The organism is Peribacillus folii (assembly GCF_030271255.1).
Lineage (GTDB): Bacteria > Bacillota > Bacilli > Bacillales > DSM-1321 > Peribacillus.
The window spans coordinates 458,203-475,327 of record NZ_JASJOM010000001.1 but is presented as its reverse complement, the minus strand read 5'-3'; the positions used below and the strand labels follow the sequence as shown (position 1 = coordinate 475,327).

The following is a 17,125-nucleotide window of genomic DNA, read 5'->3' as shown; positions in this document are numbered from 1 at the left end:
GGCCGCCCGTATGCGGGCGGCCTTTTTTGCACGGTCGAACCATGTAAGGCAATCACGATTATAGAACAGCGGCAGGCTGAGCGTTTGCTCGGCTCAGCCTGCTGTTAAGTATAATTAGTTACACCTCTCCTTTTTCTAATTTTTTGTTTAAAAGGATATAATCCCTTTTATTGAAGGTTATCGCTACTCGATCTAATCTATCTCCATTTGGGTACAAATATAATTGTTGATTGAATTTTATACCTAAAGGTACAATTGTCCGCTGAATAAGATCTGAAATTTTGAAACATTCTAAATCTACCCCTTCTTTTACATGATTTTTAATATGGATGACTACAAAATCATCAATATATTCAAACCTGGGTTTTCGCGGTGAAATATTTTCAGCTTTACAAAGTCTTTTTAATAAATCATGATAGTAGTCATGATTTTGTGCCATTTGAACCACCTCATATTTCAATTAGACCGAAGCAATTTTTTACTTTCATCGACAATCCCTTTCTTAATGCCGAGAATAATTATGAGAAAATATGGAATAATGTAAAGAAAGATATTGACTATCTAGGACACGAGTTTTAACCCGACAGCCGCACTTAGCACCATCGCTATGAACACGATCCTCCGCCAATCCTTGGATTCACCATAAAGGAGCATCCCGATTATCGCTCCGCCGGATGCGCCGATTCCCGTCCAAATTGCATAGGCCGTTCCCATCGGCAATGTTTGCATCGCATAAGCAAGGAAGAGGAAGCTTGCACCGAAGCCGATGAATAACAGCGTTAAGGATTGCCAATTCCGATCTTTATGCAGCTTATTGATCATCGCAACACCAAACATTTCACAAAGACCAGCTAAAATTAAAGAAATCCAAGCCATCAAGATTCATCCCCTTTTGCAGCTTTATCGTCGGTTACAACCTTGAGACCGATTACCCCTAATAACAAGAGGAGGATCAAAAGCGTTTTACTTAACTTGAATGCTTCCCCGAAGAAGATGATTTCTGATAAAACGGTTCCGGCGGTTCCCATCCCGACAAATACGGCATATACCGTTCCGACGGGAAGCTTCCGTCCAGCCATGATCATCAAATAAAAGCTGATGATGATGGAAATGATCGTTCCGGTCCAAGTCCAAAAGCCATCAGCATGCTTTAAGCCGACCACCCAAAATATTTCAAAAAAAGCGGCAATGAATACTTTGATCCAAGTGATATTCATGACACCAACACCTCCTATATTATTGTTTACCAAAAAAACAAAAAAGCCTGGGAGATGACTGTTAAACAGTTTCTCCCAGGCTTTTATCCTTCCGTGACACAGCAAGCTGTGAGTTTTCTCTCGGACCAGCCGGCAATCACTTGCCGCGGAACCCTAGAAAACATTTGTCATATGCAATTACTTTATATTATACCTATTTTTTGAATGAACTCAAGCCCAATCGAATGATGGGAACTTCCCGGGAGCGCCTCAATCAGGCACTGACTGTCCGTTTTCGGGTTGGCCCTTCCTTTTTGTGTGAAACATAGCTATGGAGGACCATGCCTATGATCACGATGAAGATGCCGAACCACGATAATGGGGAAGGAATCGGTAAAGCAAGAAATGCCAATTCACCAGCAAGGGCAAAAAGCACTTCCATCGATTGAGTGGCTTCAACGGAAGCTAATTTCTGCATATGTCCCCTTACCATATCGGTCGCCTTGAAAAAAAGGACGGTGGCGATGACCCCGGAAAACAACGCTACCATAAGGGATTGAAAGCTCTGCATTTTCGTAGGCGCGCCCACTGTCATGAAGCCGTATAGAGAAAGCAGGAACCAAAACGGCAGACTTGCCAGCGTCATGCCCAATACTCGTTGATAGGCATCCAGCCGTCCTTCTGACACCTCCATCATTTTGCGGTTGCCCAGAGGATAGGCGAAGGAGGCGATGATGATGGGTATTACACCCAACCAAAGGTTGGCCATGGAAATATGCTTCGTATGCTCAAGCTGCATCAGGATGATACCAAGCAGGATGATCATCGACATGAAGAGCCCTTTTACGGAGATCTTCCCTCTTTGCCTTTCAAGCTGATCTTTCGTTTGGATGGTTTCAAAAAAGAGCGGGGCAAGTAAAGCACCCGAAATGATCGTGATTTGCCATGTGCCGGCAATCAGCCAACCTGGTGAATAGGCCGAGGCAAAGCATAAGGGCGCATAAAATAGCCCGAAGCCTACAAAGCTCCAAAGCAACCAAGATCCCGGCCGTTCCTTCATCACTTGCAACAGGGGACGCAGGTTCTTTCGGCTTATTACAATGCATAATAGAAAAGGCACCATGAAAATATACCGCAGCGAAGCACTCCAAATCCAGCTTCCTCCTGACAATTCCATCGCCTGATTCAAAACGAACGTGAAGGCAAAAAAGAAAGCTGCACAAATACCTAAAATAATCGGACGCAATTGACTCACCTCAATTTGTTTTTATGAGCCAATATTTAACCAAGACTCATTTCGGCTTTTATAATGACATCAATAAGAACTACGAATTTTCCAAAAATAAAAACAACCAACATAAATTGTCCTTCAAAAAGGAAAGAAAATCAATAGGATTCTACTAGATTTGTAATACCAAGCTTCACCAGCCGCCATGAAATACCTTCGGCCCAGAACGGAAGCGCTATCATTTCTTTTGGTTATTTGCCAATATATTCTAACGGTAAGGCTGATAAATGCTGCTGTGACGGAGTTTGGGAATATATGAATGTCCTATAATCCCAAAAATCATAGAAAGGCAGATACTATATGAAGATACGAGAATTGACGGATATGGTAGGGAGTGGTATCTTTATAGAAGTGCAAATAATGTCGAATGCTGACGAATTACATAGATGCAACATTCGCAAGAAAAAGAGTGGGGTAAATAAAATGAAATCTACAGGTATTGTACGTAAAGTTGACGAATTAGGACGGGTAGTCATTCCGATTGAATTACGCCGTACATTAGGAATTAATGAAAAAGACGCTTTGGAGATTTACGTTGAACAAGATCGCATCATCCTTCAAAAATATAAGCCTAACATGACTTGTCAGGTAACAGGCGAAATATCCGATGACAATATGAAACTTGCTGACGGTAAATTGATTCTTAGCTCTGAAGGTGCTGAGCTTCTAATCAAGGAAATTCAAGCCAGCCTGGAAATGGCTAAATAATAGAATAAAGTCTTAAAAGTGCAGGGAAAACATTTCCCTGCACTTTTTTCGTGGCGAAATGCTAATAAATGTAAAGGTTTATGGGGCGCCCCGTATATTGATCGTTCCATCATTCTAAAGGCTTGGCTTCCAGACCGCCTGTATTCTTGATGTGGACCTTTACGTTAATAGTATGGATTGAATGGGGGTTCAGGAAATCCTTCGGTTCTTTCAGGTCATTTTTCTGCCAGTACTTTGTTTCTTTGATATAAAGGATTTTGCCTAGACTTAATGGATCCGCGTTCTTTTTCAGGCCGGCTTCAAAGGTTGTTTGGATTTCATTTTTGATTTCGCTTTCGAATTTCCGTTTAACGCTATTCATATCCATTTGTGTATCGAGTCCGAGGATATTGCCTGGCACGACTACATCAATATCGAATTTATACGTTCCGTTTTTGAAAACGGGTTTCACTTTATGATACGGATGGGAGAAGGACGCATAGATATCTTCCTTGTTAAAGCTAATATTTACGGGTGCCTTGTTGGTCGATTTCGTGAGCCAGCGCACGCCGTTCAATTCCTTCTCGGAAAACCAGGGCTGTGACACTTTGTAGTAAATGACGAAAGCACCATCCATATAAAGGCTTTTTCGATGATTATCTTTTTCTTTCCACACCTTATTGTTCCAGCTGATGGATGGCAAGATGGTGGTCGATGCTTTTTCGCGTTGATTGGAATAATATTTCTGGACCGTTATGGGTTTAATGAAGGATCGATATCGATAGACATCTTCGGGCAGATATAAGGTTGTGTATAAAGGTGACAAATTAAAATAGCCATTGATGGAAAAAAGAGCATCCATCGAGCTTTTCGTGGCAAAAATATTGGCTGAATATCGAAGTAATTGGTTCCTATAAATATAATCGACTATCTCGGTGCTTTGTCGTTTCAGGACATTTTCACTGATTACGAATGTGGAAACATGTCCTATATAAAGGGCCTGCTGTGTATGATGCATCAGCTGATTCATGGCCGTCGAGATGGAACGCCCTTTTTCCTTTCCTACATATACAGGGGGATTTTGCGTCGGCTTTGCTTCCGTTTTAGCTACAGCCGCGAAATCCACAAGCTGCGCATATACGATATATTCCCCGTCTTTGAAATCGATGCCGATAGCCGTTATATAGTGGAAATCCTGGATCGTTTTTTCGTCCCAGCATCCGGAAAGTAACAGGAATAAGGGAATGGTCAATAAAATTTTCGTGATGCGGAACATGGCCTTACTGCCCCTTTCTTGTCTTATCTTTAGCGCCGAGGGTTCGCTTCGCCATGGAATTCCATGGCCGCTTTATGACGGCGTCCAGCACTTTTGTCAATCTTGGCGGGTTCAGTCCGCCGAGATAGGCAATACCGAATGAATCGAGCCTTGATAACAAAGTGACGATGGATAGGAAGCCGATGATACAGCCATAGATTCCGTACAAGCAGCTGAGTGCCAGGACAAACATCCGCAAGATGGTGACGGCTCCCGTCAATGACTGATTGACAAGGGTGTATGAGGCGACAGAGGTAACGGCCGTCACCACGAGCATCGTTTGCGAGGTCAGTCCAGCCCTGATCGCAGCATCACCGACAATGAGGCCGCCGACTACTGCAACGGTCTGCCCGACGGCTTTAGGCAATCTGACGCCGGATTCTCGGAATAATTCAAACAAAATGAGCATGAGAATGAATTCCATCGTCGCGGATAACGGAAGCCCGAGTCTTGATAGGGTTATGGTGGCCAGCAGCGTGAACGGGACCTGTTCAATATTGAAGGCGGATATCGATATCCAAAACCCAGGCAATAAAATGGTAATGCCCAGCCCCAAAAACCGAAGAAGTCTTTCCAGGCTGACATATAGATAAGGGAGATTCGAATCTTCTGCTGTTTTGATTTGCAATAATAATGTAGAAGGGGCCACAATCACCGTTGGCATTCCATCCACGATCAGGATGAACCTGCCCTGATTGAGCGCTTCCACAACGAAGTCCGGACGGCTCGTATAATGAGTGAGTGGAAATATGCTGTATTTGCTGTTTGAGATCATTTCCTCCAATTGCTGGCTGCTGACCAAAATATCAATATCGATCGCGTTCATCCTGTCTCTAATATTGGTGATTAGTTCTTTGTTGATGATATCATCCATATACATCAACGCTACTTTCGTTTGACTGCGCCTGCCCACGATAAAATCCTCGTAGGCTAGCGATTTCGTTTTTAAACGCTTCCTGACCAAGGCAGTATTTATGCTTAAATCCTCGACAAACCCATCTCTTGGACCACGTACCGAGACCTCGAAGGACGATTCCTCAGGCTGCCGATTTGGGACATTGGACAAGTTAAGCGAATACACCTTTTGGGTGGAGGGAATGAACAATAAGGCATATCCAGAGAAAATGTACTGTTGCACACTTGTGAATCCATCATCAATGGTCACTTTCGTCAAATCTATCAGGGGATTCAGCTTGTTGATGGCGTCCTCCGCACCAATCTTTTCATCGAGCTCCGTCATTTTGCTCAGCTTTTCCAATATCCCCTCATTCAATAAACTGATATCGACCATGCCTGAGCAATAAAAGATAAGGGCAGGAAGGGGGTTTTCGGTTTCCCCGATATAAATCGTGTCGAAGATGATATCTGAACTTTTCCGGAATAACTGCCGAAATGTTTCCTCGTTCAATTCAGGCAGCTCTTGCTCACTTGTGGATCGTTTCATTCTCATGCTTTCTAGCCTCCTTCCTATGGATGAATGTGCCGAAAAACAAAAAAACGGACAAAAATAAAAGGAAATAAAAAGTGCCAGGGTAATAATAGGTTTGATTGATATGCATGAACTTGTAGTTACTGAAGGGAACAATGGAGATGATCACCATCAGAAAGCCGTTGGCGAAAAGAATCCCGAGCTTCAGTTTGTTCGATTTTCGTTTGAAAACCTCCGTTATAAGGAAGAGAGCCAAGGAAACCCGAATATAGGCACCGGCCAGCCATTGGTAAATGGAAAAGAAATCGGTATGCTCGATATATTTCCCGATTGTCAGCAAGCGCCATTGTTCATAGGCAGGGTATCTCATCGCTTCGGCTAATGTCGGTCCGAATTCCGCGATGGCGGCAGTCAGCGGTCCGAGAAGCAGGAACAACAGGCCGGCGCATAAGATGGTCAAGCCCTTGCGGCCGAGTGTATCCGAAAGGTTATCCTGGAAAAAAGCAAATAATACCAGTTCGGCAAAGCCGTATGATGTAAAATGAAAAGATTTCATGCCATGAAAATGGCCATTTTCAAAAAGGGGAAAAAGATGGCTATAATCTTTGGTCGGAATGTTTCCGGTCGCAACAAAAATGCCAAGAATCACGACGATCGGCAATAGCATGGAAGAACTGATGGCAATGGAACGCAAGCCTGAGTGGGCCATGAAGATGCATAGCAGGACAAACGGAATGATGATGGCCAAACTTGGGGTTTCGAAAAGGAAGCTCGTTGTGATCCAATCCATCGTTTCCTTCGTGGTCGCCAAAACCAGGCTTATCAAATAAAGCATGATGAAGAATAACACGACATTTTTAATAAGCTTACCGAATCTGTTTTCAAGCCAGCTCTCCAGGGATTCATTGTTCATGTTCTTGACGATCCTGGATAAGAGATAGACCCAGACCGGAATCAATGCAATAGTAAGGATGGCAAAAAACCAAGCATCCCTTCCCCCGATGGAAAGAAGGAAGGGGATTAAGATGACATGATTAAGAAGGCCGATAGATAAAAAGAAAATACTAAGAACTTGGACCGAATTTATTTTCTTCAAAATGATCTTATCCCCCTTTCCATTGTGGAGTGCATCGAATCTATATATTTGATTATGGTTGCTAAATTTGGAAATAGTATACGTCTTAATGTCTTGGATTAATATTCCTTCTGGGGAATCAATCCATGAACAAAGCAAAACGTTCAACATGAATGTTGCTAAGGTGCAAAGGATTTCTCCTAAGGGATAAAGAATGTAATACTATTGGTGCCATATTTTGATGAATGTCAAGGGAGCGATGAAGATGGATTTGAAATACCCGGTTGGGAAATTCAAGCTTGATGGGGAAATGGCAAGCATGTCCGATGGTTGGATCGAAGAGATTGGTGCCTTGCCTGGACTGCTTAAGCAGGCTGTAAGCAGCCTGGATGATGAACAGCTTGATACGGCTTATCGTCCGGGAGGGTGGACGGTGCGTCAGGTTGTGCACCATGTTGCTGATAGTCATATGAATGCATATATCCGTTTTAAGCTTGCTCTTACAGAAGAAAATCCAGTCATAAAACCATATGAACAGGAACGCTGGGCAAAGCTGCCTGATTATGGGCTGCCGGTAGCTATATCGCTGACTCTACTGGAAGCGGTCCATAGCCGCTTGCACACGCTTTTATCGGGTCTTTCCGCAGCCGATATGGAGCGGACATTCATTCATCCTGAGTCAGGAGCGGTGAAGGTCGGCGAGAACATTGGCATGTATGCGTGGCATGGCCGGCATCATCTCGCACAGATTACTTCCCTATCAAAGCGCCAAGGCTGGTGAATAGGGAGAGCCTGATTGAACGATGGTGGAAACCATCATTATACAAAATGGAATGGGGGGATTTACATGCAAGCTGTACTCGAAAAAAGAGGGAATGGATTGATCGCCAGGTTCGAACGCCTGTTCAATCATTCCGTGGAAAAGGTCTGGGGTGCCTTGACGGAAAATGGCAAGCTCGAGAAGTGGATGTCCAATCTGGAAATGAAGGACCTTCGAAAAGACGGGAAGCTAACCTTCCATTTCAATGATGGATCAGGGAAATCCTTTGATATGAAAATACGGGACTATCGGGAATTTGCCGTTTTGGAGTTTGAATGGGGGGAAGGCTGGGTCCGTTTCGAATTATCTCCTGAGGAGTCTGGGTGCTCGCTGACATTGACAGAATCCTTCCGTACAAGCAAGGAGCACACAGCAAAGGACTTGGCAGGCTGGCATGTGTGCCTTGAGATGCTAAGGGCAGTATTGGATGGCCGTGCAATGGACTTTCCGATGGATGCATGGGAAAGTTGGCATGAACAATATACTCGCGCCGTCAAGCGGATTGATGGATAGAAGAAAAAAAGTGCATGCAATACAAAAAACACAGGCAGCTCTCCTGTGTTTTTTTGTTTGGGGAACCTGGTAAGGTCACAAAAGGAGTGGGCCGCCCAAAGGAGCATAGTCTCATCCTGGGTCGAAAAGCACACAATGAATATGTAATTTGTGGGAATTATGCAATCCGATGTTGCCCGGTAAAATGAAGGCGGTCAGGCGAGGAATGCATATTTATCGTATGTTTTACCGCCATTAGAAGCGTCATCCATGGTGTCTTTGAGTATCTATCGTACCTTTGGACCCACTGCATTTAGTTAAATTGGTAATTGACAATAATAAATTAGGTATATAGTATGTTTATGTGGAAAAATAAAGTAAGTGATGATAATTAAGGAATGATCCATTTTGAGCATAGATTGAAGCTTTGTTTTTACACGAAGTATGGTTTACGTATAAGGGGGAAAATGTCAATGAGAAGGTCACCGGCAGGCAAGAAGGAAAAAGTAAAAAGAAGGATATCGATCCGGATAAAATGGTTATTATTCATTTGTTTATCCGTTTTTCTTGCTATAGTCGTAGCCGTTTCGATTATGGGGGTAAAGGTAACGTCCATTTTTAAGGAAGATCGTATATCCCTAAATAAAAGTTCGGCACAAGATGCTGCGACACAAATCAATCTGAGCATGGCTACATATGAAGATTCGCTTGAGCAATTATCTCAATTAATCGCCAATCAGGTAAGAAGCGGTGATTCAATCAAGGATATCCGCAAAACGATTGAAGCATTCCAGACCAATAATGAGGATTTAATTTCGGTTTATTATATGGATGGGAAGGATGGCTCCTTAAACGCTTCACCGGAAATGGATTTCGATCAGGACGCGCGTGAAACCAAAACCTATAAGCAGCTGAGGGAAAACCCGGAAACGAAATGGATGGATGTATATAAGGATACGACTTCCGGAACGATCATGACTTCCGTTGTCACACCGGTAATGGTGGACGGTAAAATGGCAGGGGCGCTTGGTTATGATATCGACCTCTCGACAATCGGGAAAATGAGGGCCAATATTGAAAAAGATTCCATTAGCAGTCTGATCATTTTGGATTCACAAGGGTTTATCGTCAGTTCTTTCATGAAAGATATGGACGGTAAGAATATGAATCCTGAAAAAAGCGGAAAGGAAGAAGGCGTCGAGGATTTCGTTGCAGACACAGGCCGCTTCGATTCGGAATACAAGTGGGTGGCCGACATGTATAATGGCGAAACGACGGCCAATCAGCCCTTGAACCTTGGAAATGAGGATTATACCGGTGAAGTGAGTACGGTACAAGGAGTGAACTGGAAGGTATTGGCCTTCACGCCGGACAAAATCCTCCAAGCCAAGCTCGCTGATATCAATCGGATCGTTTTGATATCGATTGTTTTAGGATTGTTATTCGGGACAATATGTGCTTTATATCTTGCAGGGAAGTTAACGAAGATCATGGCCGACTTTAAAAAGGTCATCGAAAAGACGGCAAATGGCGATTTAGTCACCGAATTTGGATTCACCTCGAATGATGAGATTGGCGACTTGAGCAAAAGCTATAACTCCATGCTTGCGAAATTGAGGGGGTTGGTTGCCAAGGTGAACGGCAATGCTGAATCAGTGACGAATGCCAATGCCGGACTAAGCCAAATAGCTGCAGAGAATAGCTCGGCGATTACGGATGTTTCACGCGCGATAGAAGAGATTGCATCGGGTGCATCCAATCAATCTCAGCAAGTCGAGCATGGCGCGGGCACCATCCAGGTGTTAAGTGATGAAATCGATGGATTGTCCAAGCAATCACGGGAGACCCAAACCGTATTGGAACTCGCTTCAGAAAAAATCGAAGCCGGAAAACAACAGGTAAGCGGCCTGGAAACCTCTTATCAGAAATTGGAGCTCGCGTTTACGGCAGTCACCGACATGAGCTTAAGACTTGTGGAAAAATCGAAAACGATTTCCGATGTGACGAATGCCATTTCAAAAATATCCGAGCAAACCAATTTGCTATCACTGAATGCATCGATAGAGGCTGCACGCGCCGGTGAATCAGGCAAAGGCTTTGCCGTCGTGGCCAATGAAGTACGGAGCCTGGCGGATGATTCGAAAGAAGCTACCAAAAACATTCAGGATATCATCCAGAGCATTCTTGCGGATACGGAGGAGCTGCTAAAAACGACGAATGAAACGAATCAAATCAGCAAGGATCAAAAAAATGCGGTGATTACGGTAAGTGAGGCCATGAAAGAGCTGGAGGATTCGGTCGGAAGGATATCATCTTCCATCCAGGAAGAAACACGATCGATCGAAACCATCAATCAACAGAAAGAAACCGTCGTTCAGGTGATTGAAGAAATCACGGCTGTTTCCCAGCAAACAACGGCTTCATCAGAAGAAATTGCCTCATCCATGGAGGAACAAGCCGCTTCATCCAATGAACTTGCTCAATATACGCAACAGCTTACCCAATTGATAAATGATTTGGAGACTACACTTGGGGAATTCCAAATAAACAAATAGAATCACGGAAAAGGCAAAAAGGGGGGACCGCTAAGATGGTTTCCCCTTTTTGGCATGTGCGTGCGGGTGGAATTTCCGTGTATCGCAGGGGCATTTCTCTTCAGTGGACATTTCACTAGGTGTACAAAGGTACAATTTAGCGAGTCTGGTCAAGCAACCAATACCTTTTCCGGTAAGGTGAATATACATATAGGAGTCGGACAAGTAGGGTCCAAAAGGCCCAAAGGGGAGAACAGCATGCATTTCGAAATTGGAATGGCCATTTTTGTGTTCGTCATGACCATGGTCGTTATTTTATGGAGGCCGGGAGGAATAAATGAAGCATGGCCAGCTTCGATTGGTGCAGCGATGATTTTGCTATCTGGCACGGTATCCCATGGTGATATTGTGGATATCATCAGCAAGATTGGAGGGGCATCGATCACCATCATGGCAACGATCGTGATGGCGGTCATCCTGGAAAGCTTCGGTTTTTTTCACTGGGCCGCCGCAAGGCTCGCCATACTTGCCAGAGGATCTGGTTATCGCCTGTATTGGTACATTCAATTATTGTGCTTTTTAATGACTCTGCTATTCAACAATGATGGCAGCATTCTGATCACAACGCCGATTTTGATACTGCTTCTGAAAAATCTCAGACTGAAGCCGCACGAAGCGATTCCCTATCTATTGAGCGGAGCGTTGATTGCAACCGCTTCGAGTGCCCCGATCGGTGTCAGTAACATTGTTAATTTAATCGCTTTGCAAATCGTGCATATGACGCTTTATATGCACACAGCCATGATGTTTTTACCTGCAACCCTAGGCTTGGTTTTCATGTCATCCTTGATGTTCTTGGTGGTCAAGAAAAAATTGCCCAAGAAATTACCTGAGCTTTCATATGACATTGAGGAAAGCTTCTTCACAAAGAATTTCCATCCTTTAAAGGGGAGGATGACGGTTGAAACGAAACGGCAGCGTACGATATTCATGCTGAAAGTATTGCTTTATGTGTTTGTTGTTCGCTGTTTACTCTTCGTCGCTTCTTACTTTTCGATTCCCATTGAATGGGTTGCCGTGCTTGGTTCATTATCGCTGCTTGTTTGGAGATGGTATCACTTACGGACCCATCCGGTCGATATTTTAAAGAAAACCCCATGGCATATCCTGATATTCGCGTTTTCCATGTATGTCATCATTTATGGACTTCATAATGTAGGGCTTACGGCCATACTCATAAAAATCTGTGAGCCGATAGTGAACCAAGGATTATTGAGTGCCAGCTTTGTCATGGGCGGCTTGGTATCGCTGTTATCAAACATCTTCAACAACCATCCAGCCTTAATGATAGGCACCATTACATTAACGGAGATGGGCCTCGATCCGATCACCTTAAAAACCATCTATCTGGCCAATATAATCGGCAGTGACATCGGCTCGTTGTTACTGCCCATCGGTACCCTTGCCTCGCTTATCTGGATGCATATCCTGAAGCAAAATAAAGTGAAAATCACATGGAAAGATTATGTAAGCGTATCGTTGGTGGTCATCCCACTGACTACCGCGGCGACATTGCTATTCTTGTATTTTTGGGTCCACCTGATATTCAGCTGAAAAACCGTCTAGGAGGAGATAATAATGAGCGATGCGGGTGCATTACTGGGCAAGCAAGTCGATGTCCACCTTTCGGCGAAAAAAACGTTCAAAGGAATATTGACCGATTTGGGCATGGATATCCTCGTGCTGTACGATGGAAGGCGGTTTCTGTATTTTCCGATGCTGCAGATCCATCAATTGAATGTAAGTAAAGAAATAGATGACGAGATTGCCTATCCGTTAGATTCTCCGATGATGGAGGATACCGGGGCGATATCCTATCGAAAAACGTTAATGAACGCAAAAGGGGTGTTTTCGGAAATCCACGTTGCCGGCCACATTCCGCTGCACGGCTATATCACCAATGTGTTTAATGATTATTTTGCGTTTTACTCGCCTATATACAAAACGATGTTTATCTCACTGCATCACCTGAAATGGCTTTCCCCCTATATTCATAATGCGATTCCCTACTCCCTGCGCAAAGAATGCTTTCCCGTCCATCCATCAGCCGTGCCAATGGTGCGCTCCTTGGAAGAGCAATTGAAGAAAAATGCAGGAAAGCTTGTGGTCCTTGACGGAGGAGAAGATCCCATGAAAATCGGGGTGCTGGAAGCGGCAGCCAATAATTTTGTCGAATTGACGACGGCAAGCGGTGATCAAGTGTTCTTGAAGCTTTCCCATATAAAAAGTGTATACATGCCATAGATTCAAGGTTGGAGGGGAAGCTATACAGCTTTCCCTTTTTCGTGCTAGCACGTCACGAAAAACCCTCTTGATCAAAACGTCATAGGTCGAAAAGTATTGAAAGAAGTGTTTGTATATTATTTTTACCGAATGATAGGCTAAAAGATTCATGAATGTTGCCGATAATAGTTTTGGTAGTAGGTATTAAGTTGGTTTCGACTTTGTGCTTACAGGTAAAAGGGGTCGTTTACTTTTTGATCAAGAAGGAAGGGTTGACATGTATAAAGCAAAACGTAACAGCGGGGCACTGATCGTGGCATTCTTCGTCAGTTTCATTTTTTTCCCTGGCTTGATGGCAGAGGCGGCAGATCGTGTTCATACCGTAGCTTCTAAGGAAACGGTGGAATCGATTGCGAGGACCTACCATATATCCACGGCGCAGTTGATGGATACGAATGGATTGCCAGATAGTAAGTTATACGCCGGACAGAAGCTAAGAATCATTCAAACGGCCTATACTCCTGCCGTCTATCAGTGGTCGGAGAGGGGAAAAAGGATTTCCAACTATGCGAGAACCTTTGTTGGATTAAAAAAAATGGCAGGAGAAGAGACGCCTGAAAATGGCTTTGACTCCAGCGGATTGATCCATTGGGTGCTTTCTGGGCAAAATGTTTCCATCGACCGTTTGACAGTCGATGGTTTTTATAAGCAAGGAATGGATACATCATCTCCGAAGGCAGGAGACCTTATCTTCTTTCTTGAAAAAGACGGTTCGAAGGTCGTGACTGCCGGTATCTATCTCGGCAAGAACCAATTTGTTCATTCCGGATATGGGGCGGAAACGGTTCAGGTGAGATCGAGTACGGAAAATTACTTTGGTAAATATAACATCGCCTATAAAACGTATGTCCCAAAAGGTGAGCATATCGTCCAAAGCGGGGAAACACTAAAAATGATAGCGGAAAAATACGGCATTTCCATGGATACGATCAAAATTCGAAATGCCCTTCCAAGCTATGAATTGATAAAAGGGCAGTATCTTCAAATTTACAGCAGCCCTTTGTTTCCGTTTTACGTAAATCAGGAGACTGCTTATGATGAGGCCGAGGCTGTCATTAAGTACGCCTACACGTTTCGTGGGTTCACCTATGTGTTTGGGGGAGATGATCCAATGATGGGGATGGATTGCAGCGGATTCATCTACTGGGTCATGAAGGAGCAAGGCCTTTCGGTTAAGCGTGGTTCGGCAGAGGACTATTTCTCCTTGCTGCCGCATATCGAAAACCCAAAAGCGGGAGATTTAGTATTTTTCAGGGATACGGGCGCAAGACAGGGTGTGACGCATGTTGGCATTTACTTGGGGGCAGGGCGCTTCCTTCATACAACCGAAAAACCTGGCGTTCATATTTCCACTCTTTCTTCAGGATATTTTGCCGAGAAGTTCGAAAGTTTTGGACAAGGTGATTTCCTTATCAACTAAACCTTGATATACCGTTTATAGGTGAGGGCTCCTATTTCAAGAGCATGAACGAAGTGATGAAAAGCATTCGAGCGATTGCTCCTGTTCTTGCTGCTTAGGTCATGATCTTCGAACAAGCTTTTCCTAAGCTTTGTGGAAAGCTCCAGCTGCACGCCGGCACCGATTTTGCAGGTGTTGGTGATGTTCTTGGCGCCCATACCCAAAAGGTGCTTTGGGGCTTCGTAGGTTTGAAATCCGGCCGAGTCGAGAGACTGCTTGATCAAATTCTTGAAGATTTCATTCCGTCCTCCCATATAGATAAACGAATCCTCGTCGTTACGATGTCCATGAATGGTAAGGGCAGTCTGTGCGTTCGCTGCCATGGAGACGCCGGCCGGTTCATCGAACAAATCGGATTTAATATGAAGGATGCTGTTGCCCCGGCGCTTCAGACCTTCAAAGGAATAGGTGCTTGCGCCGAGTTTTTCTCCAAGGGCAAGAGCAATTTCACTTGTGCCAGGTTCGATATTCCCGCCATGGATGGCAAGGATGGCAATAGCCGGGTTGCGGTGATAGGGTCTGATGCAATAATCGATGCACTTTTGTTCATTTTTTGTAAGCTCGGCGAAAGAAGTGTAGCTAGTTGAAGTCATGGTGATCCTCCCGAATGTGTAGTTTAATGATGAGGGCAAAAATAAAAAAGCGGGGAAGGCCCCGGCTTTTTTATTTTTCGACTGCCGTATATTGTTCGATTTTCTTTTGCTCGACAGGTGTTAACGTTTCCGTCCGCTTGAATATATTCATCGTCACAAGCAAGGCGGCAATGAGGAAAACAGGTATGACCCAGCTCATTATTTTTTTTGCGATATTCATAGTCTCATCTCCTGTATTCAATCTGCCCGTTTATTGATGGGCTTTCCAGCTTCCGTCTCTTCGCTTATCCCCAGCTCCGGATAACCGTCCGTTGTGTTCATCTCTTACAAGAACTTGAACCCCGCCATAGTACATAGGGTCTGGATCATGAATGACTTCGTATCCTGAATCCTCCAGCTTGGATATGGTTTCATTCGAAAGTCTTGTTTCTGTGTGAATGTTCATTCCGTCAAAGACGAACCGATAACGATCGATGATATCCTGGAAAGAGCCTTCCTTTTGCGAATAGGAATAAAGAACCTGCATCAATACTTGCGGGATTCGATCACCGCCGGGTAACCCGATCCCGATCGATTCCTTCCCTGGTTTTTCAAGAATGGTCGGTGCCGTGAACGTTCTGGACCGTTTATAAGCCTCTTGATCATTCAAGTCGGAACCGAAATTTTTCAATTGATCATTAAGGAAAAATCCATTCGTATAGTCACCAGACCCGAAGAAATTGCTTAAAGTATTCGTTGCAGAAACGACTGTGCCATACTTATCCATGATCACAAAGTGAGTGGTACTTTCATGTTCTTCGTTATCATGCGATTCTTTATTGTCCCAGCTTTCGTTTTTGATCGTATCCTTTAGATTGGTTAAGTGGATGGGGGAGAGGAGCTGTTCAGCTTTAGCTGGACTTGTCCCATCCCCTACATGGGTGATGCGATCTTCGTAAGCGGTATTGGTGATGCCCCCCAGCACCTTCATATAGGCGGATTTGTCAGGAGAATTGCCCAGATCCGTTTCCTCGGCAAGCCTTAGCATTTCAAGAACTGTAATTCCGGAAAAGGGAGGGGGAGCAGTCCAAACGTCATATCCGGCAAATGTTCCCTTAACCGGTTTCCGTTCTTTCACTTCATAACGCTTTAAATCCATTAAATCGACGTCTGATTTCTTCTTTATATCCCGTGCGATTTCCCCTTTATAAAATCCTTCCGGGCCTTCCTTTTGAATCTTCCTCAATGTTTCTGCAAGCTTTTTTTGTCTTAGGGTTTCGCCGGGTTCAAGGGCCTCGCCATCCGGATAAAACAGTGAAGTTTCATTGGATGAAATCCTTGCTTCGGCTCTCGCCAAGCGTGCAGATAGCATTTCGTTCACTTTAAACCCGTCTTGTGCCAAATCAACTGCCGGCTGGATGAGATCTTCCATCGGTACGCTGCCATACGTATCGTGGACAGCCTGCATTCCGGCGACTAAACCAGGAATCGCCGTTTGATGCCTTGAACTTGGATCTTCCGGTGACGATTCACGATAATCGATGAATGTTGGTTTGCCGGATTTCGGGGCAATCAGCATGCCGCCGCCGCCACCTATGCCAGATCCATAAGGCTCGGTTACGCCCAATGCATAGGATACAGCAATGGCGGCATCCGCCGCCGTGCCTCCGTTATTCAATATTTCCATTCCCACATCGATTGCCAGCGGGTTGGATGAACTGACTCCATACGATTGAGATTTGCTATCTATCGGTTCATTCGTGTCAGAATTAGGGGGTGCCTTCGAGCAACCTGCTATATATATGAGCATGCAAAAGGTAAGAAGCACTTTTCTTGTCATATGGTCAATCATCGGTGAATCCCCCTTTTTCGGTGAGTAATCTAAGTTGTGTGTTCTCTCTTGTTCACATTACAG

General features: G+C 44.3%; 17 protein-coding genes and 1 riboswitch. Of the genes, 7 read left to right on the top strand and 10 right to left on the bottom strand.

Features of this window, described 5'->3' with window-relative positions; all coding sequences use genetic code 11:
* Positions 1-118: 118 nt before the first annotated feature.
* The 4 genes from QNI08_RS02320 to QNI08_RS02305 all read right to left on the bottom strand — a co-directional run bounded on the left by QNI08_RS02320 (position 119) and on the right by QNI08_RS02305 (position 2,442).
* Positions 119-439, bottom strand: coding sequence for a hypothetical protein (locus QNI08_RS02320; protein WP_285765799.1), 321 nt, complete (start codon positions 437-439; stop codon positions 119-121).
* A 122-nt stretch (positions 440-561) separates the two neighbouring features.
* Positions 562-876 carry a DMT family transporter gene (locus QNI08_RS02315; RefSeq protein WP_285765798.1) on the bottom strand — a complete coding sequence of 105 codons (315 nt, stop codon included), beginning with the start codon at positions 874-876 and terminating at the stop codon, positions 562-564.
* Positions 876-1,217, bottom strand: a complete 342-nt coding sequence (locus QNI08_RS02310; protein ID WP_285765797.1) for a DMT family transporter — start codon at positions 1,215-1,217, stop codon at positions 876-878. Before QNI08_RS02310 ends, QNI08_RS02315 begins: the two co-directional genes overlap by 1 nt.
* Positions 1,218-1,287: 70 nt before the next feature.
* Positions 1,288-1,385, bottom strand: a riboswitch (guanidine-I (ykkC/yxkD leader).
* An 85-nt stretch (positions 1,386-1,470) separates the two neighbouring features.
* Positions 1,471-2,442, bottom strand: coding sequence for a DMT family transporter (locus tag QNI08_RS02305; protein WP_285765796.1), 972 nt, complete (start codon positions 2,440-2,442; stop codon positions 1,471-1,473).
* A gap of 465 nt (positions 2,443-2,907) precedes the next feature.
* On the opposite strand from QNI08_RS02305, the gene QNI08_RS02300 reads away from it, so the two are divergent.
* Positions 2,908-3,192, top strand: a complete 285-nt coding sequence (locus QNI08_RS02300; protein WP_285765886.1) for a transition state genes transcriptional regulator AbrB — start codon at positions 2,908-2,910, stop codon at positions 3,190-3,192.
* A gap of 109 nt (positions 3,193-3,301) precedes the next feature.
* Here QNI08_RS02300 and QNI08_RS02295 read toward each other — a convergent pair whose 3' ends face one another.
* Genes QNI08_RS02295 through QNI08_RS02285 form a run of 3 tightly spaced genes read right to left on the bottom strand, consistent with a single transcriptional unit; the run spans position 3,302 to position 7,011 of the window.
* On the bottom strand, positions 3,302-4,447 hold the full coding sequence (locus QNI08_RS02295; RefSeq protein ID WP_285765795.1) for a Ger(x)C family spore germination protein: 1,146 nt from the start codon (positions 4,445-4,447) through the stop codon (positions 3,302-3,304).
* Positions 4,448-4,451: 4 nt separating this feature from the next.
* Positions 4,452-5,936: a spore germination protein gene (locus QNI08_RS02290; protein WP_285765794.1), complete on the bottom strand. Its 1,485-nt coding sequence runs from the start codon at positions 5,934-5,936 to the stop codon at positions 4,452-4,454.
* Positions 5,911-7,011 (bottom strand): GerAB/ArcD/ProY family transporter, encoded by a 1,101-nt coding sequence (locus QNI08_RS02285; RefSeq protein ID WP_285765793.1) that lies wholly within the window; start codon positions 7,009-7,011, stop codon positions 5,911-5,913. The genes QNI08_RS02290 and QNI08_RS02285 overlap by 26 nt, the downstream gene beginning before the upstream one ends.
* Positions 7,012-7,255: 244 nt before the next feature.
* Here QNI08_RS02285 and QNI08_RS02280 point away from each other — a divergent pair, with 244 nt between their 5' ends.
* The 6 genes from QNI08_RS02280 (at position 7,256) to QNI08_RS02255 (ending at position 14,599) form a co-directional block, all read left to right on the top strand.
* Positions 7,256-7,771 (top strand): YfiT family bacillithiol transferase, encoded by a 516-nt coding sequence (locus tag QNI08_RS02280; protein WP_483313729.1) that lies wholly within the window; start codon positions 7,256-7,258, stop codon positions 7,769-7,771.
* 66 nt (positions 7,772-7,837) lie between these two features.
* Positions 7,838-8,323, top strand: coding sequence for an SRPBCC family protein (locus QNI08_RS02275; protein ID WP_285765792.1), 486 nt, complete (start codon positions 7,838-7,840; stop codon positions 8,321-8,323).
* A 452-nt stretch (positions 8,324-8,775) separates the two neighbouring features.
* A complete protein-coding gene (locus QNI08_RS02270; RefSeq protein WP_285765791.1) occupies positions 8,776-10,857 on the top strand; it encodes a methyl-accepting chemotaxis protein in 2,082 nt (693 codons plus the stop codon).
* A 237-nt stretch (positions 10,858-11,094) separates the two neighbouring features.
* Complete coding sequence (locus tag QNI08_RS02265; RefSeq protein ID WP_285765790.1) at positions 11,095-12,450, top strand: arsenic transporter; 1,356 nt, start codon at positions 11,095-11,097, stop codon at positions 12,448-12,450.
* A gap of 24 nt (positions 12,451-12,474) precedes the next feature.
* Positions 12,475-13,140: a DUF2642 domain-containing protein gene (locus tag QNI08_RS02260; RefSeq protein WP_285765789.1), complete on the top strand. Its 666-nt coding sequence runs from the start codon at positions 12,475-12,477 to the stop codon at positions 13,138-13,140.
* Positions 13,141-13,396: 256 nt separating this feature from the next.
* The gene (locus QNI08_RS02255; RefSeq protein WP_285765788.1) at positions 13,397-14,599 is read left to right on the top strand and encodes a C40 family peptidase; all 1,203 of its coding nucleotides are present in this window, start codon (positions 13,397-13,399) and stop codon (positions 14,597-14,599) included.
* Here QNI08_RS02255 and QNI08_RS02250 read toward each other — a convergent pair.
* From QNI08_RS02250 to QNI08_RS02240, 3 genes are all read right to left on the bottom strand, one after another.
* Positions 14,596-15,231: a poly-gamma-glutamate hydrolase family protein gene (locus tag QNI08_RS02250; protein ID WP_285765787.1), complete on the bottom strand. Its 636-nt coding sequence runs from the start codon at positions 15,229-15,231 to the stop codon at positions 14,596-14,598. The genes QNI08_RS02255 and QNI08_RS02250 overlap by 4 nt on opposite strands.
* Positions 15,232-15,301: 70 nt before the next feature.
* Positions 15,302-15,451 (bottom strand): CapE family protein, encoded by a 150-nt coding sequence (locus QNI08_RS02245; protein WP_285765786.1) that lies wholly within the window; start codon positions 15,449-15,451, stop codon positions 15,302-15,304.
* 30 nt (positions 15,452-15,481) lie between these two features.
* Positions 15,482-17,062, bottom strand: a complete 1,581-nt coding sequence (locus QNI08_RS02240; RefSeq protein WP_285765785.1) for a gamma-glutamyltransferase family protein — start codon at positions 17,060-17,062, stop codon at positions 15,482-15,484.
* Positions 17,063-17,125 lie beyond the last annotated feature (63 nt).